The 20,816-nt window shown below is 67.7% G+C and carries 16 protein-coding genes and 1 tRNA gene; 11 read left to right on the top strand and 6 right to left on the bottom strand.

Annotation, left to right across the window (positions count from 1 at the left end; genetic code table 11):
• The first annotated feature begins 27 nt into the window (after nt 1-27).
• The 8 genes from ACFXNW_RS02215 to ACFXNW_RS02180 all read left to right on the top strand — a co-directional run bounded on the left by ACFXNW_RS02215 (nt 28) and on the right by ACFXNW_RS02180 (nt 9,323).
• Nucleotides 28-1,698 (top strand): ABC transporter family substrate-binding protein, encoded by a 1,671-nt coding sequence (locus ACFXNW_RS02215; RefSeq protein ID WP_379415260.1) that lies wholly within the window; start codon nt 28-30, stop codon nt 1,696-1,698.
• Nucleotides 1,695-2,363, top strand: coding sequence for a hypothetical protein (locus ACFXNW_RS02210; RefSeq protein ID WP_379415258.1), 669 nt, complete (start codon nt 1,695-1,697; stop codon nt 2,361-2,363). The genes ACFXNW_RS02215 and ACFXNW_RS02210 overlap by 4 nt, the downstream gene beginning before the upstream one ends.
• Before the next feature lie 89 nt (nt 2,364-2,452).
• Nucleotides 2,453-3,310, top strand: coding sequence for a FadR/GntR family transcriptional regulator (locus tag ACFXNW_RS02205; protein ID WP_379415256.1), 858 nt, complete (start codon nt 2,453-2,455; stop codon nt 3,308-3,310).
• A gap of 20 nt (nt 3,311-3,330) precedes the next feature.
• Nucleotides 3,331-4,047: a sterol desaturase family protein gene (locus ACFXNW_RS02200; protein WP_379415255.1), complete on the top strand. Its 717-nt coding sequence runs from the start codon at nt 3,331-3,333 to the stop codon at nt 4,045-4,047.
• A gap of 270 nt (nt 4,048-4,317) precedes the next feature.
• A complete protein-coding gene (locus ACFXNW_RS02195; protein WP_379415253.1) occupies nt 4,318-5,736 on the top strand; it encodes an MFS transporter in 1,419 nt (472 codons plus the stop codon).
• A 120-nt stretch (nt 5,737-5,856) separates the two neighbouring features.
• Complete coding sequence (locus tag ACFXNW_RS02190) at nt 5,857-6,792, top strand: hypothetical protein (protein WP_379415252.1); 936 nt, start codon at nt 5,857-5,859, stop codon at nt 6,790-6,792.
• 70 nt (nt 6,793-6,862) lie between these two features.
• Nucleotides 6,863-9,115 carry a heavy metal translocating P-type ATPase gene (locus tag ACFXNW_RS02185; protein ID WP_379415251.1) on the top strand — a complete coding sequence of 751 codons (2,253 nt, stop codon included), beginning with the start codon at nt 6,863-6,865 and terminating at the stop codon, nt 9,113-9,115.
• A 64-nt stretch (nt 9,116-9,179) separates the two neighbouring features.
• Nucleotides 9,180-9,323 carry a hypothetical protein gene (locus ACFXNW_RS02180; protein ID WP_379415250.1) on the top strand — a complete coding sequence of 48 codons (144 nt, stop codon included), beginning with the start codon at nt 9,180-9,182 and terminating at the stop codon, nt 9,321-9,323.
• Nucleotides 9,324-9,481: 158 nt separating this feature from the next.
• Here the strand turns inward: ACFXNW_RS02180 and ACFXNW_RS02175 are convergent.
• Nucleotides 9,482-9,554, bottom strand: a tRNA-Gly gene (locus ACFXNW_RS02175).
• Between the two features lie 108 nt (nt 9,555-9,662).
• Nucleotides 9,663-10,421 carry a lysophospholipid acyltransferase family protein gene (locus ACFXNW_RS02170; RefSeq protein WP_379415248.1) on the bottom strand — a complete coding sequence of 253 codons (759 nt, stop codon included), beginning with the start codon at nt 10,419-10,421 and terminating at the stop codon, nt 9,663-9,665.
• A gap of 166 nt (nt 10,422-10,587) precedes the next feature.
• On the opposite strand from ACFXNW_RS02170, the gene ACFXNW_RS02165 reads away from it, so the two are divergent.
• Both ACFXNW_RS02165 and ACFXNW_RS02160 read left to right on the top strand, forming a co-directional pair.
• Nucleotides 10,588-11,601, top strand: coding sequence for a hypothetical protein (locus ACFXNW_RS02165; RefSeq protein ID WP_379415247.1), 1,014 nt, complete (start codon nt 10,588-10,590; stop codon nt 11,599-11,601).
• Nucleotides 11,602-11,662: 61 nt separating this feature from the next.
• Entirely contained in the window at nt 11,663-13,201 is a 1,539-nt protein-coding gene (locus ACFXNW_RS02160) for a Rieske 2Fe-2S domain-containing protein (protein ID WP_379415245.1), read from the top strand.
• A gap of 108 nt (nt 13,202-13,309) precedes the next feature.
• Here the strand turns inward: ACFXNW_RS02160 and ACFXNW_RS02155 are convergent, their stop codons facing one another.
• The 4 genes from ACFXNW_RS02155 to serS all read right to left on the bottom strand — a co-directional run bounded on the left by ACFXNW_RS02155 (nt 13,310) and on the right by serS (nt 18,919).
• Nucleotides 13,310-14,287, bottom strand: coding sequence for a DMT family transporter (locus ACFXNW_RS02155; protein ID WP_379415243.1), 978 nt, complete (start codon nt 14,285-14,287; stop codon nt 13,310-13,312).
• Nucleotides 14,288-14,296: 9 nt separating this feature from the next.
• A complete protein-coding gene (locus ACFXNW_RS02150; RefSeq protein WP_379415241.1) occupies nt 14,297-15,640 on the bottom strand; it encodes an MFS transporter in 1,344 nt (447 codons plus the stop codon).
• A gap of 103 nt (nt 15,641-15,743) precedes the next feature.
• A complete protein-coding gene (locus ACFXNW_RS02145; RefSeq protein ID WP_379415240.1) occupies nt 15,744-17,495 on the bottom strand; it encodes a putative bifunctional diguanylate cyclase/phosphodiesterase in 1,752 nt (583 codons plus the stop codon).
• Between the two features lie 161 nt (nt 17,496-17,656).
• The gene (gene serS / locus ACFXNW_RS02140) at nt 17,657-18,919 is read right to left on the bottom strand and encodes a serine--tRNA ligase (protein ID WP_379415238.1); all 1,263 of its coding nucleotides are present in this window, start codon (nt 18,917-18,919) and stop codon (nt 17,657-17,659) included.
• A 135-nt stretch (nt 18,920-19,054) separates the two neighbouring features.
• Between serS and ACFXNW_RS02135 the strand changes: the two genes are divergently transcribed.
• The gene (locus ACFXNW_RS02135) at nt 19,055-20,764 is read left to right on the top strand and encodes an aldehyde dehydrogenase family protein (protein WP_379415237.1); all 1,710 of its coding nucleotides are present in this window, start codon (nt 19,055-19,057) and stop codon (nt 20,762-20,764) included.
• The last annotated feature ends 52 nt before the right edge of the window (nt 20,765-20,816 follow it).

Here is a 20,816-nt window from a genome sequence, read left to right as displayed (position 1 = left end):
GCACTTCACCAGCAGGAAGGACATTTCATGAGGATCCGATCCATGGGCACCCGCCTAGTGATCCCGATCGCCGCGATCGGGTTGATCATGACCGGGTGCAGTGCTGACAATGCCAATGTCGAGGGTGGTGATGTCACCATCGGCACCAGCAACCAGATCAACGCGCGTGACCGGAGCGAGCTTCGCGACGGCGGGAATCTGCGCCTGTCGATCTCGTCATTGCCTGCGACGTTCAACACCTGGCATGTGGACAGCGACGCGGACGCTTCCGCAGTGGTCGCGTGGACGATGCCGTCGGCCTTCCAGTCCGATGCCGCAGGCAAACTGACGGTCGACCACGATTACTTCACCAGTATCGAGCTGACGAATACCAATCCGCAGCAGGTCACCTACACGATCAACCCGAAGGCGGTCTGGTCCGACGGCACCCCGATCACCTGGGAAGACATGGCCGCTCAGGCGCATGCGCTCAGCGGAAGGGACCCGAACTTCCAGGTTGCCGCGAACCAGGGATTCGACCGAGTCGAAAAGGTCGAGCGCGGCGTCGACGATCGCCAAGCAATCGTCACCTTCAACAAGCACTACGCCGAATGGCAGGGCCAGTACGGCATCCTGCTGCCGAAGCAGGCCATGGCCACGCCTGAGGCGTTCAACGATTTCTATCGCAACGATATGCCGCTCAGCTCGGGCCCGTTCATGATCACAGCGATCGACCGCGGTCAGAACCGGATCACGCTGACTCGTAATCCCACATGGTGGGGCGACACCCCCAAGCTGGATTCCGTCACCTACAGCGCACTCGACATTCCCGCGCGAATCGCTGCCGTCCAGAACAATGAGGTCGACTCTGTCGACATCTCGGGTATCGAGGAAGTCACCACGGCTCGCAACACGCCCGGTGTCCAGGTACTCCGGACCCCGCTGCCCCGTTTCTCGCATTTCACCTTCAACGGCGCACCGGGATCGATCCTGGAAGACCCCGCACTGCGACGAGCCGTCGCCAAGGGCATCAACCGGCAGGCCATCGCGTCCTCCACCCTGCTCGGCGTGGTGGACGACCCGAAACCGCTGAACAACCACATCTACATGGAGGGTCAGCAGGGTTACCAGGACAATTCGGGCGTGGTCGCCTACAACCCCGAGCAGGCGGCGAAGGAACTGGACGAGCTGGGCTGGAAGCTCAATGGTGATGTCCGGGAAAAGGACGGCCGCCAGCTCGTCATCCGCGACGTCATGTACCAGCAGGATCTGTGGGTGCAGATCGCGCAGATCGCACAGCAGAATCTGGCCGAGATCGGCGTCAAACTGGTTATCGAGACCTATCCCGGTCAGGGCCTGTTCACCGAGGTCATCGACCCGGGCAACTTCGATATCGCCCAGTTCACCTGGGTCGGTAGCGTTCTCCCGCTCGGTGCGCTGCCGCAGATCTACGCTTACGATCCCGCCCAGCCCCTGTCCAACAAGGGTCGTATCGGCTCGCCCGAATTGAACGACCTCATCGAACGGACCATCTCCGAACTCGACCCCGCGAAGGCCATCGAACTGGCGAACCAGGCCGACAAGATGATCTTCGAGGAGGTCCATTCGCTGCCCATCACCCAGTCGCCCGGCACCGTGGCGCAGCGGGTGGAGGTCGCGAACTGGGGCGCGTTCGGACTCGCGTCGCCGGACTACACGAAAATCGGCTTCCTGAAGTGATTCGCGGATCAGGCCGGACCGAACACCCCCTGGCCTATCCGCTCACCGTCACCTTCGGCGCCCTCGCGGTCATTACCGCGTGGGCGCCGTTCGCCGATGTGGACCAACTCAGTGCGCTCGCGGCGGTGGCGGTGGGGATCGTCGGGTATTCCGGGGTTCGGATTGCGCGGGCGGTGGGGCGGCTCGGTAGTGGGGTCGGTGCTCAGGAGCGGCTGGCGGTGAAGCGGGTGCGGCAGCAGCATCGACTGGTCAGCCGGTCGTGGTTGGAGTTCACGCAGGGGCGCGAGACCCGTTGGTTGCCGGTATATTTCGATCCCGCGCTGATCTCGTTGACCGAGGCGACGGCCGAGCTCGGTGAGCGAGGCGTGACGGTGGGTGGGGTTCGGCTCTACCCGTCGGGACGGGTGCGCGATACCGAGCCGCCTGGTCGCTTGATCGACAATCCGTCCAGGCCCGATCCCGATGGCGTGGCCCAGGCGCTCGCGGCCACCTCACCCCTTCGGCGGCTGCTGCTCGACGCGCAATCCGTCGTCGCGGCGCCATTCGCCGGTCTGTTCTGGATCTACATCGGCGGTGGCGGCATAGCTGCCTTCGCCGGCGCCACCTGCGTCGCGGCGGTCACCGCGATCTGGCTCTCCGCAATCCGTGGCTCCGACCCGAGCTGAGCGGGCTCGGAGCTGGATGCGTGCGCCGAGCCGCCGAGGAAGTGGTCTGACCACTTGACCTCCTGACCTTTGAGGCGCACAGTGGGGGCATGGCGTTGCAACCTGTGGTGAAGCGGTCGGTGTCGGCGGATGTGTTCGAGCAGATCGCTGACGATGTGCTCAGCGGGGAGCTTGCGCCCGGGACCGCGTTGCCGAGTGAGCGGCAGTTGGCTGAGGCATTGGGGGTGTCGCGGCCCGCGGTGCGGGAGGCGTTGCAGCGGCTGTCGGCGGCGGGGTTGGTGGCGGTGCGGCAGGGGGATGCGACCACTGTGCTCGACTATCGGCGCGGAGCAGGGCTGGAGGTGTTGCCGCGGCTGCTGATTCGTTCGGGCACATTGGACCCGGCTGTGGCGCGCAGCATTCTGGAGGCGCGGCTACACAATGGGCCGAAAGTCGCCGAGCTCGCCGCCACCCGAGTCGCCCGCGGTTCGGTGGCCCCCGCGCCGGCTACGCAGGCCGCCGCCGACACCGATGGAGCGTCCGGCCGCCCGGATATGGCGTGGCCGGTAGGGGCGACGAGACTGTCCGATTCGACACTCGGCGGTGGACACGCCACCGAGGACCTCGGGGCACTGGCAAACACGTTGGCCGATCTGGTGGATTCGATTGCCGCCGCCGAATCCGATCCGATCGCACAGCAGCGGATCGCGTTGGAGTTCTGGGATCACATTGTCGACGCGGCGGATTCGATCGTGTTCCGGCTGATGAACAACATGCTGCGGGCGGCTTATGAGCCCGCGCTCGCGGCGCTGGCCCCGATCATGTCCGCCGAGGTGGGCAATGTGGCGGGCTACCGCGAGTTGGCCGACGCCGTCGTGGGGGGCAGGCCATCCGAGGCCGCGGATCGGGCGCGAGCGCTGCTCGAGCCGGCGACCATCGCTCTGATCAGCGTCCTCGACGGGCACTGAGCACTACCAAGGGAATCGTCATGACCTCAGCCCAGCCATCGGAATCCAGCTCGATCGACGCCACCGCGCGCGCACGGGTCCGCCGCGACGAGCGCGCACTGCGTCGGGGTCTCACCCTCGGTGCCGCGGCGCGCGAATTCGTCCGGCATCCCTCGCCCTGGCTGATCGGCATCACACTGGTCGCGGCCCTGACCGGCCGGATGATCGTCGGCGACTGGCAGCCGACAGACGTACTGGTACCCGCGGTCATGCTGGCGGTCTTCCCGATCTTCGAATGGATCGTGCACGTCACCGTGTTGCATTGGCGCCCACGCAGGGTCGGTCCGATCGCGATCGACAGCGAACTGGCCCGCAAACACCGTGAACATCATGTCGATCCGCGCGATATCCCGCTGATCTTCATCCCGACGAAGACGCTGGTCGTGCTCGTCGTCGTCCTGGTCGCGCTCGCTCTGCTGGCCTTCCCTCGCGTCGGCCTCGGGCTGACCTTCCTGCTCACCATCACCGCGCTCGGCCTCGGGTACGAGTGGACGCACTATCTCATCCACACCGACTACAAGCCGAAACACTCGCTCTATCGGGCCATCTGGCGCAATCACCGCCACCACCACTACAAGAACGAGCACTACTGGTTCACCGTCACCAGTTCGGGGACGGCAGACCGGCTCTTCGGCACTGCACCCGATCCGGCCACCACGCCCACATCCCCCACCGCCCGACGCTTGCACGCGACCTGACTCACCACAGATAGCGACCGACCCCGGCCGACTCTTCGGCACCCGACCTGACCAGGGGTAACACTCCGACCTCACCCACGGCTCGCCGCCTCGAATCGGCCGGAGCCACCGCGCACGACGGGCGCGGCTTCCAACACATCGAATAGATCTGCGCCGACACCTCTCTGGTGTCGGCGCTGTCATTTGTCGCCCGGGTCTTGACATCTCAATACCCTAGGGGGGTATGGTACTGCGAAGTTGATACGGCTTCCGGAAAGGAAGGGACTTCTGATGACTACGCAGACCAGATCCACCACGAAAAAGTGGTGGGCGCTGGCGGTGATCGCCGCGGCGCAATTCATGGTCATCATGGACACCTCGATCATCGGGATCGCGCTGCCCAAGATGCAGGCCGAACTCGGGTTCTCCCAGGAGAATCTGACCTGGGTCTTCAATGCCTACGTGATCGCGCTCGGCGGTCTGCTGCTGCTCGGCGGCAGGCTCTCGGATCTACTCGGCGCGCGCCGGGTGTTCGCCGCGGGCTGGGTGGTGCTGCTCGCCGGGTCGGTGGTCGCCGGTGCCGCGGGCAATGTGGCGACCGAGCTGGCCGGGCGCGCCATTCAAGGTGGCGGCGCGGCGCTCATCGCACCGTCGGCGCTCACCCTGCTGATGATGCTGTTCGGTTCTTCACCGCAGGAACTGACCAAGGCGCTGGCGGTTTACGGCGCCGCGGCACCCGCGGGCGGCACCGCGGGTGTGTTCCTGGGTGGTGTGATCACCGAATACATCAGCTGGCCTTGGGTTTTCTACATCAATGTGCCGATCGCGATCCTCGCGCTCATCGCCGTGCCACTGCTGATGCCTGCCGCCCCTGCGCGTTCGGGTTCGGTGGACGTGCTCGGTTCGGTCACCGTCACCGCGGGCTTGGCCGCGGCGGTCTACGCGATCGTGCAAGCGCCGGAGGTCGGTTGGGCTTCGGGTCAGACCTGGGGCGTGCTCGCGTTGTCGGCCGCACTGCTGGCCGGATTCGTCTACATCCAGTCGCGTCGCAATGAGCCGCTGATGCGCCTCGGAATCTTCCGCGCACCGAACCTGGCCGCCGCCAATATCGCACAATTGCTGCTTGGTGCGGCGTGGGTGCCGATGTGGTTCTTCCTGAACCTCTACCTGCAGCAGGTGCTCGGCTACAGCGCCTTCCCCTCGGGCGCGGCACTGCTGCCGATGACGACGCTGATCATGCTCGGGATGGTCGTGCTCGCCCCGCGAGCGATGCAGCGCTTCGGCGCCAAGCCGATGATCGTCACCGGTCTGCTCGTCCTCGGCGTGGGCCTGGCGATCATGTCCCTGGTGCGCCCGACCGGTAATTTCTGGGTCGACGTGCTGCCGGCGTCGCTGGTGGCGGCCGGAGGTATGTCGCTGGCATTCATACCCTCGTTGGGTACCGCCATCTCGGCCGCACGCCCCGAAGAGGGCGGCCTGGCCTCGGGCATCGTCAACGTCAGCTACCAGGTGGGCTCGGCCATCGGCCTGGCCGCCATGACCGCGGTCGCGGCTGCCTTCGGCGCGGATCAGACCGGTGACCTGCCGGAACTGACGAACGGTTTCTCCGCGGCCTTCCTCGGCGCCGCCGTCATCGCCCTCGCGGGTGCCGGTATCACCGCCGCCATCATGCGTTCGCCCGCACCGGAAGGAGCCGCCGCAAAGGTTTGACAAGTTACCCTAGGGGGGTATGGTAATAATCAAGTTCGACGAACAGTCCGAGCTTCCGGCTCGCCGACTGAATCCATCCACAGCAGTCCACAACCACTACCCGGAAAACGGAGCTTCCCGATGAACACAACCACCAAGTTCGCCGGATTCGCCCTCGGCCTCGCGGCGGTCTTCGGGATCGCTCTCGGCGTCGGCGCCGCGGTCGGTCCGGAACCCTCCGAACCGGCCGGGCACGACACCGCGCACGCGGCCGGATCCGCCACCACAGGTGGATCCGGCTCGGCGGACCTGCCGGGCGGGCTACTCGCGAGCGAGGCCGGCTACACGCTGGCCCTGGACAACGCGACGACCACCGCCACCGCCGATGCCCAGCTGCGATTCCGCATCCTCGACGACAAGGGCGCACCCGTCACCCGGTACGTGCGGTCCCACGACAAAGACCTGCACCTGATCGTGGTCCGCCGGGATATGGCCGCCTTCCAGCACGTCCACCCGGTGCTCGACGGGTCGGGTACCTGGAGCGTTCCGCTGAACCTCTCCCGCGCAGGCGATTATCGAGTCTTCGCCGACTTCACCCCTGAGGGCGGTGAGGGTCTGACCCTCGGCGCGGATCTGCGGGTAGCCGGCCAGTACGACGCGCAGCCGCTGCCCGCGGCGGCCACCACGACCACTGTCGGCGACTACACCGTGACGCTGGACGGCACCATCACCCCGGGTCAGGCCTCGAAGGTGACGCTCTCGGTCAACCGCAACGGTCAGCCGGTCACCGACCTGCAGCCCTACCTCGGTGCCTACGGGCACCTAGTCGCCCTGCGCGCCGCGGACCTGGCCTACCTGCACGTTCATCCTGAAGGCGAGCCCGGCGACGGCGTCACCGCATCAGGCCCCGGCATCACCTTCTACGTGACCGCGCCGACCACCGGCGACTACCGCCTGTTCCTCGACTTCCAGCACGAGGGCGTCGTCCGGACCGCCGAGTTCACGGCGAGCGCCGGCCCGGCCGACCGAGCACCGGACGCGGGTCATGGCACCGAACAACCCGGCCACGGCCACTGATCCGGCCGCTGAATCCTCCCCGTCCCGACCGAGCGACAATCGTCTTAGCACCATAGAAACGGAGCGCCCCATGACCACCGCGATACAGCCACCCGCCACCGGGCAGGTCGAATTGGTGATCGGTGGCATGACCTGCGCGTCCTGCGCCAACCGCATCGAGAAGAAGCTGAACAAGCTCGACGGTGTCACCGCGACGGTGAACTACGCGACCGAGAAGGCCCGCGTCGACTTCACTGGCGATATCTCCCCCGACGAGCTGATCGCCACCGTCGAGCAGGCCGGCTACACCGCCGAACTGCCCGCACCGAAGGTCGAGGCGGCTGCCGCGGAACCGGCCGAGGAAGATCCGACCGCCTCGCTGCGCACCCGGCTGCTGGTCTCGCTGGTGCTCACCGTCCCGGTGATCGCCATGGCGATGATCCCGGCGCTGCAGTTCACCAACTGGCAGTGGCTCTCGCTCACGCTGGCCGCGCCGGTCGTGGTGTGGGGCGCGCTGCCGTTCCACAAGGCCGCCTGGACCAACATGCGCCACGCCACCGCCACCATGGACACGCTGGTGTCGATCGGTACGCTGGCCGCGTTCGGCTGGTCGATCTACGCGCTGTTCTGGGGCACCGCGGGTACGCCGGGGATGACGCACCCGTTCGAGTTCACCATCTCGCGGATGGATGGATCGGGCAGCATCTACCTCGAGGCTGCGGCGGGCGTCACCACCTTCATCCTGGCCGGGCGCTTCTTCGAGGCCAGGTCCAAGCGTCGGGCCGGTGCCGCGTTGCGAGCGCTGCTCGAGCTGGGTGCCAAGGAAGTATCGGTGCTTCGTGGTGGCACCGAGCAGCGGATTCCGGTGGAGCAGTTGGCCGTCGGTGACCGGTTCGTGGTGCGGCCCGGTGAGAAGATCGCCACCGATGGCGTGATCGTCGAGGGTTCCTCGGCGGTGGACGCGTCCATGCTGACCGGTGAATCGGTGCCGGTCGAGGTCGGCCAGGACGACACCGTGGTCGGCGCGACCGTCAACGTCGGCGGGCGGATCGTGGTGCGCGCCACCCGGATCGGCTCCGATACCCAGCTCGCGCAGATGGCCAAGCTGGTCGAGGACGCGCAGACCGGCAAGGCACAGGCGCAGCGGCTGGCCGATCAGATCTCGGGCATCTTCGTGCCGATCGTCATCGCGCTGTCGGTGGCAACGCTCGGCTTCTGGCTCGGCACCGGCGGTGCGATCGCGGCGGCGTTCACCGCGGCGGTCGCGGTGCTGATCATCGCTTGCCCTTGCGCTCTTGGCCTGGCCACGCCTACCGCGCTGATGGTCGGCACGGGGCGCGGCGCCCAGCTCGGCATCCTGATCAAGGGCCCGGAGGTGCTGGAGTCGACCCGCAAGGTGGACACCGTGGTGCTGGACAAGACCGGCACCGTCACCACCGGCAAGATGACCCTGCTGGATGTCGTCGTCGCCGACGGTGAGGACGAGGACCAGGTGCTGGCTCTGGCCGGCACGCTGGAGGATTCCTCCGAGCACCCGATCGCCCAGGCCATCGCCAAGGGCGCTCGCGAGAAGGTCGGTGAGCTGAAGCCGGTCGAGGGGTTCGCCAATATCGAAGGCCTCGGCGTGCAGGGTGTGGTGGACGGTCACGCGGTGATCGTCGGCCGAGCCCGGCTGCTCGCCGACTGGTCGCAGCACCTGGACGTCGACCTGGAGCGGGCCATGGCGGCCGCCGAGGCCGAGGGCAAGACCGCGGTCGCGATCGGCTGGGACGGTAAGGCCCGCGGTGTGCTGATAGTCGCCGATGCGGTGAAACCGACCTCCGCGGAGGCGATCACCCAGCTGCGCGCGCTCGGCCTGACGCCGATCATGCTGACCGGCGACAATGCGGCCGCCGCCCGCGCGATCGGCGATCAGGTCGGCATCGACGAGGTGATCGCGGAGGTGCTGCCGCAGGACAAGGTCGAGACCGTCAAGCGGTTGCAGGCGGAGGGCAAAGTGGTCGCCATGGTCGGCGACGGCGTCAACGACGCGGCCGCACTGGCCCAGGCCGACCTGGGTCTGGCGATGGGCACCGGCACCGATGTCGCCATCGAGGCCAGCGACCTGACGCTGGTGCGTGGCGATCTGCGGGCCGCCGCGGACGCGATCCGGCTCTCGCGGCGCACCCTGGCCACCATCAAGGGCAACCTGTTCTGGGCCTTCGCCTACAACGTGGCCGCGATCCCGCTGGCCATGGCGGGGCTGCTGAACCCGATGCTGGCCGGCGCCGCGATGGCGTTCTCCTCGGTCTTCGTGGTCAGTAACAGCCTGCGGCTGCGCAACTTCCGCTCCACCGCGCAGTAACAGCACAACGACAACGGGCGGGACGGCTTTTCGGCCGTCCCGCCCGTTTCATTTCGGAGGCATCGTGTCGAATCGTCTGCTCATCATCGCCCGGCATCCCGTCACCCGCGCGGTGCTCCACTGCGCCGCACTGTGCGCGGTGGAAGCGGTCCGGCGGATATCGACCCCTCAGGACCGGTCGATCAGGACCGATGGCGGCACCTCCTGAACCCAGACGGAGGAGGCGGCGAAAAATCGTCGCCCGCCGGCACATTGGCGAGAATTGCCTGCACAGGGGTGCGAAATCAGCGACAGCCGTGGCAGTTCGATGCGAATAGGCCTCGCGAATGCGGATGGTGAGTTGGGAACAATCCCGAAGAAACAGAGAGCGGATGACGGGATTCGAACCCGCGACCCTCACCTTGGCAAGGTGATGCGCTACCAGCTGCGCTACATCCGCATATCGCGATATCGGCGGAGATAGGAAGCACTCCGCGTCATCGTGCGACGCCAAACTCTAGCCGGAAGGTATGTCTGCTACCAAACCCGCTAGTCACCGGGCATCACACTACTGCTGGGTGTTCTTGCGTTCGGCCCGCGCGGCGGCCTTCTCGGCGGCCTCGGCGGCGTCCATGGCGTCGGCCTCCTCCAGCGTCGGCGCACCGCCGCCGAGCCGGGCGGGTACCCAGTAGGCGTCGGGTTCGTGCTGGTAGTCACGCTGCACCTCGAGCAGCATGCGCTGCATGGTCGTATGCAACTGCGCGGTGAGGTCGGCGGCAGACTCGTCGGGCTGGATCGGTTCGCCGACAGCGATCGAGATCGGAGTACTGGTGCGGCCCAGGCGCTTCGGGAAGCCCTTGGTCCACACCCGCTGCGCGCCCCAGATGACGATCGGAATGATCGGCACGTCGGCCTCGATGGCCATGCGGGCCGCGCCGGACTTGAATTCCTTGATCTCGAAGCTGCGGCTGATCGTCGCCTCGGGATACACACCGACCAGCTCACCGCGACGCAAGTAATCGACGGCGGCCTTGTACGAATCCGCGCCGGCGGACCGATCGACCGGGATGTGTTTCAGCGCCCGCATGATCGGGCCGGAGATCTTGTTGTCGAAGACCTCTTTCTTGGCCATGAACCGGATATAGCGCTTGGGGGTGCGCACCGGCAGTCCGGCATAGGTGAAGTCCATGTATCCGGTGTGATTCACCGCCAAGACGGCACCGCCGGACGCGGGGATATGTTCATCGCCGGTGACGGTGAACTTCAGACCTTCAACGAAGAAGACGGTACGGGCCAGGCCGATGATCGTCCGGTAGACGGGTTCCACAATTCCGCTAGCGTAGTCGCTGCCCGTCCGATCCGGCAGTGCGCCGCGATAACGCGTCCGGCGACCGGCCGTTCGCCCTCGCTCGCGAATCGCACGCTTCGGTTGGTGAGCCGCCGCCGGAATCGGGTGCTCGACCCAAAAGCACCTCACGCATGTACGAGGAAAGGTGATCGTCGAAGTGGAACGCGCGGAGTCGGTATCGCAGCAACCTCGCAGCAGCGCCTCGTTCGCCGCTCGCTGCGGTTCGACCTTATTCGAGCAGGTGGGCGATCCGGCGATCACCGACCACCGACGCCGGATCGATACCGCCCCGGGCACGCGGACTCGGCGGACGGCGGTGCGCCCCGCGTTGATCGGCGGCCTGATCGCGGGCGCGATGCTGCTCGCCGGATGCGATTCGGCGAGCGGGATCCCCGGCGACGATCCGGACCCGACCACCTCCGTCGCCACCACCCCGCCCGCGGCCATCCCCACCCAGCCGACCCCGCCCGTGCCGACGACCCCGCCGGTCCCCGCCGACGCTCCCCCGGTCGGTGCGGTGCCCGGGCTGCCCGAGGCCGCGCCCGCGGTGCAGCGCTGGGCCGTCGACCTGGAAACCAGCACCATCGCCCAACTACAGACCACCTGCTGGACGCTGCCGCCGCTGACCGTCGCCGACATGTACGCCGATCCGCAGCCGGTGCTGGGGGCGCTGGCCCAGCCGGGCACGATCACCGACGACGTCATCACCTGGCGCGGCGCGGGCAGCACCGTCACCGTGGACCGGGCCGCGATCGAGTCCGGTTACGCCTGCCCCCGGGTGTTCCCCGCGGGCACCGAACCCGGATACGACGACGCCGACGCCCGCCACACCGTGCGCCGCTATCTCGCCCGGCTCACCGGTGACCCGCTGGACCCGACCGACCAGGAAGGCACGCATCCGCTGCTGTGCGCGGCGACCCCGGCGGCCTGGGATCCGCAGGGCAGCGGAAGCCCCGTGCGCGCACCACTGGCCGACAATCCGGGCCGATTGACCGGCACGACCGCCTTCGCCGACCAGCAGATCAACTCCTCGTCGCTGCGCGCCGGATATGTCCGGGTCCAGGTGCCCGTCACCAACTCCTCGGGTGTGACGCAGAGCCGGACCTTCACCTTGAGTGAGGGATCAGACGGCTACTGCATCGGGGACGTCTCCCCGTAACGACTACCCTGGACGACCGGCTGACAGTACGGAAACACCGCGGTTCAGGAGGAACAAGCTCGTGCAGATCACCAGCGTCGGACATGCGGGTTTCCATATCCAGACGACGGCCGGGTCGATTCTCTGCGATCCCTGGGTGAACCCCGCCTACTTCGCCTCCTGGGTCCCGTTCCCGGACAACACCCAGCTCGACTGGGATGCGCTGGGCAATTGCGATTTCCTCTACGTCTCGCATCTGCACCGCGACCACTTCGACGCCGAGAACCTCGCCGCGCACGTCAACAAGGACGCCACCGTGCTGCTGCCGGACTACCCGGTCCCGGATCTGCGCCGTGAGCTGGAGAAGCTCGGCTTCCACAAGTTCTTCGAGACCGAGGATTCGGTCAAGCACACGGTGACCGGTCCCGGCGGCGACCTGGACGTCATGATCATCGCGTTGCGCGCCCCCGCGGACGGGCCGATCGGCGACTCCGGGCTGGTCGTCTCCGACGGTGAGACCACCTGTTTCAACATGAACGATGCCCGGCCGGTGGATATGGACGTGCTGCACGATGCGTTCGGGCACATCGACATCCATCTGCTGCAGTATTCGGGCGCCATCTGGTACCCGATGGTCTACGACATCCCCAACCGCACGAAGTCGAACTTCGGTAAGCAGAAGCGTCAGCGCGGTATGGACCGGGCCCGCAGCTATATCGAGCAGGTCGGCGCGACCTGGGTGGTGCCCTCGGCCGGGCCGCCGGTCTTCCTGGACGACGAGCTGCGCTACCTCAACGACGACCGCGGCGACGAAGGCAACATCTTCCCTGATCAGATGGTGTTCCTCGAGCAGATGCGGATCCACGGCAACGAGGGCGGGGTCCTGATGATCCCCGGGTCGGTGGCCGACGTGCACGGCGCCGAGCTGGCGCTGACCCACCCCTTCGATCCGGCCGAGATCTACGACGACAAGGCAGGCTACATCGAGCGGATGGCCGAGCGCATGGCGCCGGTGCTTGCGGCCGAGAAGGCGTCCTGGGCGACGGGCGAGGGATCGCTGCTGGAACCGCTGAAGGCGCTGTTCGAGCCGATCATGGCGCAGAGCGATCTGATCTGCGACGGCATCGGCTACCCCATCGGGCTGGTGATCGGCGAAGAAACCGTGGTGCTGGACTTCCCGAAGCGCCTGGTCCGCGGCCCGATCGAGGGCGAGGGCAAATACCGTTACGGCTTCCGCATCGCACCGGAGCTGGTGCGCACGGTACTGCGCGACGACGAGCCGGACTGGGTGAACACCATCTTCCTGTCCACCCGCTTCCAGGCGTGGCGCATCGGCGGCTACAACGAATTCCTCTACACCTTCTTCAAATGCCTCACCGACGAGCGCATCGCCTACGCCGACGGCTGGTTCTCCGAAGCACACGACGATTCCGCCTCCACCGAACTCGCCGGCTGGGAAGTCCAGCGCCGCTGCCCCCACCTCAAAGCCGACCTGTCCAAGTTCGGCGTCGTCGAGGGCAATACCCTCACCTGCAACCTGCACGGCTGGCAATGGGACCTGGAATCGGGCCGCTGCAAGACCTCCAAGGGGCATGAGCTGCGCTCCAAGAAGCTGGGCTGAGCATTCCGGGCCCGAACCGGGCATGCGGCACCGGCGGCCGCGGATCCGGCAGGCCGGCGTCCTGCGGGTGCCAGAGCGGCGATCAGGCTGCTGCTGAAACGACCCCGGTCAGGAGGGTCGATCCGCCCGGCGGCTGCTCGGAACACCCGTCGCCAATAGCACCGCGACCAGCGTGAGGGCACATCCGGCAACAGCCGTCATGGACAGCCCCGCGCCGGTCGGGATGGCGACGTCGAGAGCGATCGAGGCGAGGAGCTGGCCTGCTACCGAGGTGAGGCCGAGGAGTAGGACGCCGATCCAGCGGACGACGAGGACGGCGAGGGCGATGAAGACCACGCCGATGGCGCCGCCGAGGTAAAGCCATGGCTCGGTGGGGAATTCGGTGGGTAGACCTGCGCCCGCGACGACCAGGGCCTCGACTGCGAGCAGGCCGACCAGGCCGACCGCGAAGTTGATGCCGGTCGCCGGGAACGGTCCGCCGACCGCACCGACCCGCCCGTTCACCGCCTGCTGCCAGGCCAGGCCGATACCCGCGAGTGCGGGGACGATGATGAGTACCGCCGCGGGGGCGTCGGCGAGCGCGGTCGGCGCCGATAGCGCGCCGCTCACCCGGGCGCTGCCGAAGCCCGCGAGCGCCACCGCGAACACCGCGAGCCCGGCGGCACCGATGCGACGCAGCGTCACCGGAGTCCGCCCGTTGGGCGCCACACCGAGTCGATCCACCACCAAACTGCTCAGCAGCTGGCCGGCCACCACCGCCACGGTGAACGCCGTGACGCCGAGCGCGGCGATGGTCAGACCCTGACTGGCGACGAACGCGGCACCGCACAATCCTCCGAGCAACTGCCAGGGCCGCAACTCCCCCGCCGCCACCGCCCGCCGGACATCACCGAGCCCGGTGCGCAACCGCCGCGAGCATGCGAAGGCCACGACCAGCACGAGCAGACCGGCGCCGAAACTGACTACGGCAGCGGCGATCCCATCGTGCAAACGCTCACCCAGCGCACCATTGATCCTGGCCTGCACCGCGACCCCGGCCCCGATGGACATCCCGAGACCGAGCCCAAGCCGCGTCTGCACCGCCACCGCGCCACCCTATCGGGGCGAAGGTGCGCGGCCCGTGGGGCTCGCTGCGGTCCTTCGGCGCGGCAACCACGCCGGCGTCACCGCCGCAATCGCCAACACCCCGAATCCGAGCAGCGCGACCGTCGCCGACATCGACAACCACACCGTCACCAACGCGACGAAACCGAAAGCCGCGAGCGAGACGACCTCCGACAGCAGCCCGGACACCGAGGTCACCGTCGCGCGCGCCGGACCCTCGATGGCGTCCTGCAGTCGCGCCGCCGAGACGACGGTCGCGTTGTAGACGATGCCGTACGAAATGCCGAGTGCGACGAACCCCGATCCGGTCAGCGCGTACATCGCCGCGGGCCAGCGCACCGCGAGTCCGACAACGACCGCGCCGGCGACGAACAGCACTCCAGCCACCGCGACGGCGATCCCCATGGTCCGCGCCCGCATCGTCTCGGTCCGCCCCGCCGTCACCGAACCGATCAGCGAGCCGACCACCGTGATACCGACCAGCACGGGCACCACCGCGGTTGCGACCCCGGCCTCCCCCGCCACCAGTGCGAAGTACTCGTCGAAGGCGGTGATGCCGTACAGCAGCGCGCCCAGCAGGACGCCGTTGCGCACGCTCTTGATCCGCGTCGCCTCGGCCAGTCCTGATCGCAGCATGGCCAGGTATCGCGTGATCGGACCGGCGGGCGGATCGGATGCGATGCCGGCCGGGGTGACCGCGCTGGTCGACGAGCCGGGTGCGGTGATGGTCGTCGCTTCGTCGGGCGCCTCCTCGGCCTCGTCGACCTCACCCGCCGACACCGACTTGGGCGCGGCTGGCAGGGTGAGCGCGACAACCGTGTGCGCCACCGCCATCGCGACGCTGACCCAGCCGATCAACGGATACCCACCGACCAGATACAGCGGGGTCGCGGCAAGGATCGCGATCAGCACCGCGGTCTCGGTGGCAGCCCGGGTGTAGCCGAGGATCCGCGGGAAGGCCGAGGGTTCACCGCGAGCGCTGAGTTCGTCGTAGAGCAGCGCTTCGAATGTCCCGGATCGCAAGGCTCCCGATACACCCCACACCACGAATCCGGCCGCGAAGCCGAGGTAGTTCGGCAGCACCGTCCACAGGGTGAATCCGGTCGTGAGCAGCACACCGCTGAGCACGAGCAGCCCGCGCCGCGACACGGTGTCTGCCCACGCGCCTGACGGCACTTCCAGCAGGAATGCCGTCGCGGACCACAGCGCGAACAGCGAGGAGATCTGCCCGGCGTTCAGGCCGTGGTCGGCGAACAGCAGAGCGTAGATGGCGTAGAGCGGGAAGAAATCACCGAGTGCGGCGAACAGCACCGCCCGTACGGTCAGGGCACGCATGCCGATCGCCTCGGCCGACCTGTTCGGTCCGAATCAACAGCCGTAGATGAGCAAACGCATGTGACCAGCATCGTCGTAGACGTCGCCGCCGGTCAAGGGAATTTCAGCCGAGCGGAACCCAACCGTTGCGATCGGCATCGGCGCCGGGACCCACCCGCCCCTGGTTCTGATTCAGATCGCTGATCAGATCCGCGACCGGATGCGAATCGCTGTAGTGGTAGCCCTGTGCCAGCGCGAAACCGAGCTCGGTGAGTACCGCGGCCTGGTATTCGGTCTCTACACCCTCGGCGATCACCTGCAGGTCCAGCGACTTGCTCAGCGCGGCGATCACACCGAGCAACGGCGGCGCGGGCGAATCCGAACGGATCGCGGCCACGAAGGACTGATCGACCTTGATGATGTCGCTTGGCAGCGTGGCCAGCCTGCTCAGCGAGGAGTAGCCGGTGCCGAAATCGTCGATGGCGATGCGCACACCACGGTCGCGCAAAGTGTGCAGATTCGCGATGGCGGTCTGCGATTCGGCGGCAAGCTCGCTTTCTGTCACCTCCAGCACCAGCTGATCGGCAGGCCAGCCGGTGCTGTTCAGGATGTCGGTGACCCGATCGGAGTAACCCGCTTCGGCCAGCTCCAGCCCGCTCACATTGACGTTGAGGGTGAGATCGAGCTGGGCGAAGGTCTCCTGCAGCCGGGCAGCGTCGGCGCAGGCACGCCGCAGCACCAATTCGTCCAGATCGGAGATGAGGTCGTATTCCTCGGCCACCCGGATCAGGCCCTCGGTGGTGACGTCGGGCTGCGCGCTCGACGACCACCGCAGCAGCGCCTCCACACCGACCGCCTTGCCGCCGCCCTCACTCAGGCTGACGATCGGCTGGTAGTGCACATCGAGCGCGCCGCGGTCGATGGCCTCGCGCAGCTCCACCGCCAGCGGCAGCTGCCGCGACGATTCCAGCACCGTCCGGTTGCGCCCGGCCTGCTTGGCCCGGTACAGGCCGACATCGGCGCGGCTCACCAGCAGCGAACCGGATTCGCCCGGCTGCCAGGACGTCACACCGGCCGAGCAGCCGGTGGTGACGGCGGCGCGCAGCTGCTCGGTGAGCAGAATCGCGGCCTGTTCGGTGGTGGCCGGCAGCAGCAGGGCGAACACGTCGCCGCCGTAGCGGGCCAGCCGCTGGTCGGGGGCGAGCAGCTTGCCCCAGGTGTCGGCAACGCGCTGCAGGACGGCATCACCGGCGCGGTGCCCGAGATGGTCGTTGACCTTCTGGAACCGGTCCAGGTCGACCAGGACCAGCGCCAGCCCCTCCTCGGAGCGGGTGGCGTTCTCGATGGCGGTATTGAGGGCCCGGTCGAAACCACGGCGGTTCAGCAGCCCGGTCAGTACATCGATATCGGCTTGCGACGCCATCCGGGTGAGGATCCCGACGACGACGCCGACACCGAAGGTCACACCCGCGGGAATCAGACCCGACCACCAGGGCAAACCGTCACGCGTCGGCAGCACCCACAGACACGCCGCCATCGCGAACGCGATATGCGCCATCGCCATGGGCCAGACGAAGAACAACGCCGCGTCACAGGCGACGAACACATAGAACGAGGCGAGCGTGATCGCGCCGACGGTGTTCGGGAAGGCATAGACGGCGATGGTGACCAGGATCGTCGCGATGGCGACGTACCCGTGGTGGATGCTGTGCGGCAGCCGCGGCCCCCAGCCGAGCAGGCTGATGCCGAGCAGCAATGCCACCGCGGCCGCACTGCCGACCAGCGGGCGGTTGCCCTCGTCGCCGGGTGCGACGGCCGTGATCACCAGGCCGAGTGCACCACCCATGACGTAGAAGGCCCCGGTGGTCCTGGACATGACCATGGCCGTCGCCAACGCAGACGCGGCCCGAACCCGGGTTCGGGTATCGCCGCGAGACCCGATTCCTCGCACGAACGACAGCCTAGACAAGACCCAACCCCCCGGTTGCCACATCACAGGAATCGGACATCAGGACCGACCACGGCCGAACACGCGCGCTACTTCGGGACCGTCAACACATCGGTGCCGACGAAGGGAACCAGTGCCTCGGGCACCCGCACCGAACCGTCGGCCTGCTGGTGGTTCTCCAGCAGCGCCACGATCCACCGGGTGGTGGCCAGGGTGCCGTTGAGTGTCGCGGCGGTCTGCGGTTTGCCGTTCTCGTCGCGGTAGCGCACCGACAGCCTGCGGGCCTGGAAGGTGGTGCAGTTGGAGGTGGAGGTCAGCTCCCGGTAGGTCTGCTGGGTCGGCACCCACGCCTCGCAGTCGAATTTGCGGGCGGCCGAGCTGCCGAGATCGCCTGCGGCGACATCGATGATCCGGTAGGGCACCTCGATGGCGGCGAGCATGTCGCGCTCCCAGGCCAGCAGCCGCTGATGCTCGGCATCGGCGTCCTCGGGCTTGCAGTAGACGAACATCTCGACCTTGTCGAACTGATGCACCCGGATGATGCCGCGGGTGTCCTTGCCGTAGCTGCCCGCTTCCCTGCGGAAGCACGACGACCAGCCCGCGTAGCGCTTGGCGCCGCCGCTCAGGTCGAGGATCTCGTCGGAGTGATAGCCGGCCAGCGGCACCTCCGAGGTGCCGACGAGGTACAGATCGTCATCGGCCAGGTGGTACACCTCGGCCGAATGCTGTCCGAGGAATCCGGTGCCCGCCATGATCTCCGGGCGCACCAGCACCGGCGGGATCATCATGGTGAAGCCGTTGGCCACCGCGCGCTGCGCCGCGAGCTGCAACAGCCCCAGCTGCAGCAGCGCGCCGTAACCGGTGAGGAAGTAGAACCGGGCGCCCGAAACCTTGGCGCCACGTTCCATATCGATCAGACCGAGCGATTCACCGAGTTCCAAGTGATCTTTGGGCGTGAAGTCGAACTCGGGCAGCGTGCCGACGGTCTCCAACAGGATGTAGTCGGCTTCGCCCCCCGAGGGCGCACCTTCCTGCACGACGTTGGAGATGGCGCGCTGCGCGGCATCCAGGTCGGCGTCGGCAGCGTGCTGAGCCGCCTCGGCTTCCTTCACCTTCGCCGACATCTCCGAGGCCTCGGCGAGCAGCGCGGGACGCTCCTCTTTGCTCGCCTTGCCGATCGTCTTGCCCATCGCCTTGTGCTCGGCGCGCAGGTTGTCGGCGGTGGCGACCGCGGCCCGGCGCGCCGCGTCGGCCTCGAGCAGCGCGTCGACGAGCGCGGGATCCTCACCACGCGCCCGCTGCGAGGCACGGACGGCGTCTGGATGCTCGCGCAAGAATCGGAGGTCGATCATGGCTGATCAGCCTAGTTGGCGGCCCGTGTACGGCGTAATCGGATATCGGTTCGATCCGGCGCGCCGCAGGCCACACCGCGCGGCCGGATCGGCCGATGTTCGCCGCGAACCCCTCCGGAGGCGCATAGTTGTTCTGTGGCCACCACTTTCGACGACACAGCAATCGACAACGCACTGGCCGAGCTGGCGGCGGGCGAGAAGGTGTGGGCGAGCACACCGCTGCGCCGCCGACGCGAACTCCTCGACGATATCCACGCCCGTACCGCGCGCTTCGCCGCCGACTGGGTGCGGGCCGCATGCACCATCAAACAGCTCGACACCGATTCCCCGCTGGTCGGCGAGGAGTGGATGTCGGGCCCACTGACGCTGCTGCAAGCCACCACCGCACTCTCGGAGACGCTCAGCGCGCTCGAATCCGGACGCAGCCCGCTCGACGGCATCGAGCTGACCTCGGCGCCGGGCGACCGCATCGCGGTGCCGGTGCTTCCGCACGGAACCTACGACAAACTGCTGCTCAGCGGGTTCTCCGGGGAGGTCTGGCTGCGTCCGGGCGTCGACGCCGAGACCGCGCGGCGCAAGGCGGGGCTCGCCCAGCTCGACCCGGCCGCCACCGGCGGCGTCGGTGTCGTCCTCGGCGCGGGCAACATCATGTCGATCGCCCCGCTGGACACGCTGTACGAGCTGTACGCGAACAACCGCGTCGTCGCGTTGAAGCTGAATCCGATCACCGATCCGCTGTTCACGGTGTTCGAGATGATCTTCGCCCCGCTCATCGAGCTGGGCGTACTGCGCATCCTCACCGGCGGCGCCGCCGAGGGCGGATACCTGGTGCGGCATTCCGGGGTCGCGCACGTGCACATGACCGGCAGCGCCCTGACCCACGATGCGATCGTGTGGGGCACCGGCCCGGACGCGCTGGAACGCCGCCACGACCGGCGTCCCCTGCTGAACAAGCCGATCACCAGCGAACTCGGCGGCGTCTCGCCGACCATCGTGGTGCCGGGCGACTGGTCCGAGGCCGATCTGCGCTACCAGGCCGCGCACGTGGCGACCCAGCGCTTGCACAACGGCGGCTACAACTGTGTCGCCGCGCAGACAGTGGTGCTGAGTGCCGATTGGCCGCAGAAGGAGCAGTTCCTGCGTGAACTGCGCGCGGCGATGGCCGACGCGCCGCAGCGTCCGGCGTATTACCCGGGCAGCGACAAGCGAGTATCCGACGCGCTGGCGTCCTATCCGGACGCCACCCGGCTCGGCCCGGAGTGCGGCAGGCTGCTGGTGGAAGATCTGCCTGCCGCCGATACCGCGTTGTTGAACACCGAATACTTCGCGCCCGTGCTCGGCATCGTCGAGCTGCCCGCCACGAGTGGCGGCGAGTTCATCCAGCGGGCCGTCGACTTCGCCAACGACCAGCTCACCGGCACGCTCGGGGCCAACATCATCGCGCATCCGACCACCATCAAACGGCTCGGCATCGCCTTCGAGCGCGCGGTGGAGCGGCTGCGCTACGGCACCGTCGCGATCAACGCCTGGACCGGGCTGGCCTTTCTCACTCCGCGCGCGTCCTGGGGCGCCTACCCCGGGCACACCCTCGAGGACGTGCAGAGCGGTGTCGGCATCGTGCACAACGCCCTGCTGCTCGACGACGTGGAACGCACCGTCGTGCGCGGCCCGTTCCGCCCGGCTCCGCGGTCGGTGCTGCACGCGGAGTGGGCACTCTCGCCCAAGCCGCCGTGGTTTGTCGACAACACCACCGCCGCGTCCACGGGCCGCAAGCTCACCGAGTTCTACGCGGCGAACAATCCGGCCCGGCTGCCCGGCGTATTCGCCTCCGCGCTGCGCGGTTGATCGAAGCCGACGCGGCAGGTGAGATTCACCGGTCAGAGGCCTGATCCGGCAG

Source organism: Nocardia sp. NPDC059180 (assembly GCF_042754945.1).
Taxonomy (GTDB): domain Bacteria; phylum Actinomycetota; class Actinomycetes; order Mycobacteriales; family Mycobacteriaceae; genus Nocardia.
This window is presented reverse-complemented; position numbering and strand designations above follow the sequence as displayed.

Coding starts and splice junctions, on each gene's coding strand:
- ACFXNW_RS02150 (WP_379415241.1), bottom strand. CDS start 15,640: ATGCGTGCCCTGACCGTACGGGCGGTGCTGTTCGCCGCACTCGGTGAT.
- ACFXNW_RS02195 (WP_379415253.1), top strand. CDS start 4,318: ATGACTACGCAGACCAGATCCACCACGAAAAAGTGGTGGGCGCTGGCG.
- serS (WP_379415238.1), bottom strand. CDS start 18,919: ATGATCGACCTCCGATTCTTGCGCGAGCATCCAGACGCCGTCCGTGCC.
- ACFXNW_RS02200 (WP_379415255.1), top strand. CDS start 3,331: ATGACCTCAGCCCAGCCATCGGAATCCAGCTCGATCGACGCCACCGCG.
- ACFXNW_RS02215 (WP_379415260.1), top strand. CDS start 28: ATGAGGATCCGATCCATGGGCACCCGCCTAGTGATCCCGATCGCCGCG.
- ACFXNW_RS02145 (WP_379415240.1), bottom strand. CDS start 17,495: ATGTCCAGGACCACCGGGGCCTTCTACGTCATGGGTGGTGCACTCGGC.
- ACFXNW_RS02190 (WP_379415252.1), top strand. CDS start 5,857: ATGAACACAACCACCAAGTTCGCCGGATTCGCCCTCGGCCTCGCGGCG.
- ACFXNW_RS02205 (WP_379415256.1), top strand. CDS start 2,453: ATGGCGTTGCAACCTGTGGTGAAGCGGTCGGTGTCGGCGGATGTGTTC.
- ACFXNW_RS02185 (WP_379415251.1), top strand. CDS start 6,863: ATGACCACCGCGATACAGCCACCCGCCACCGGGCAGGTCGAATTGGTG.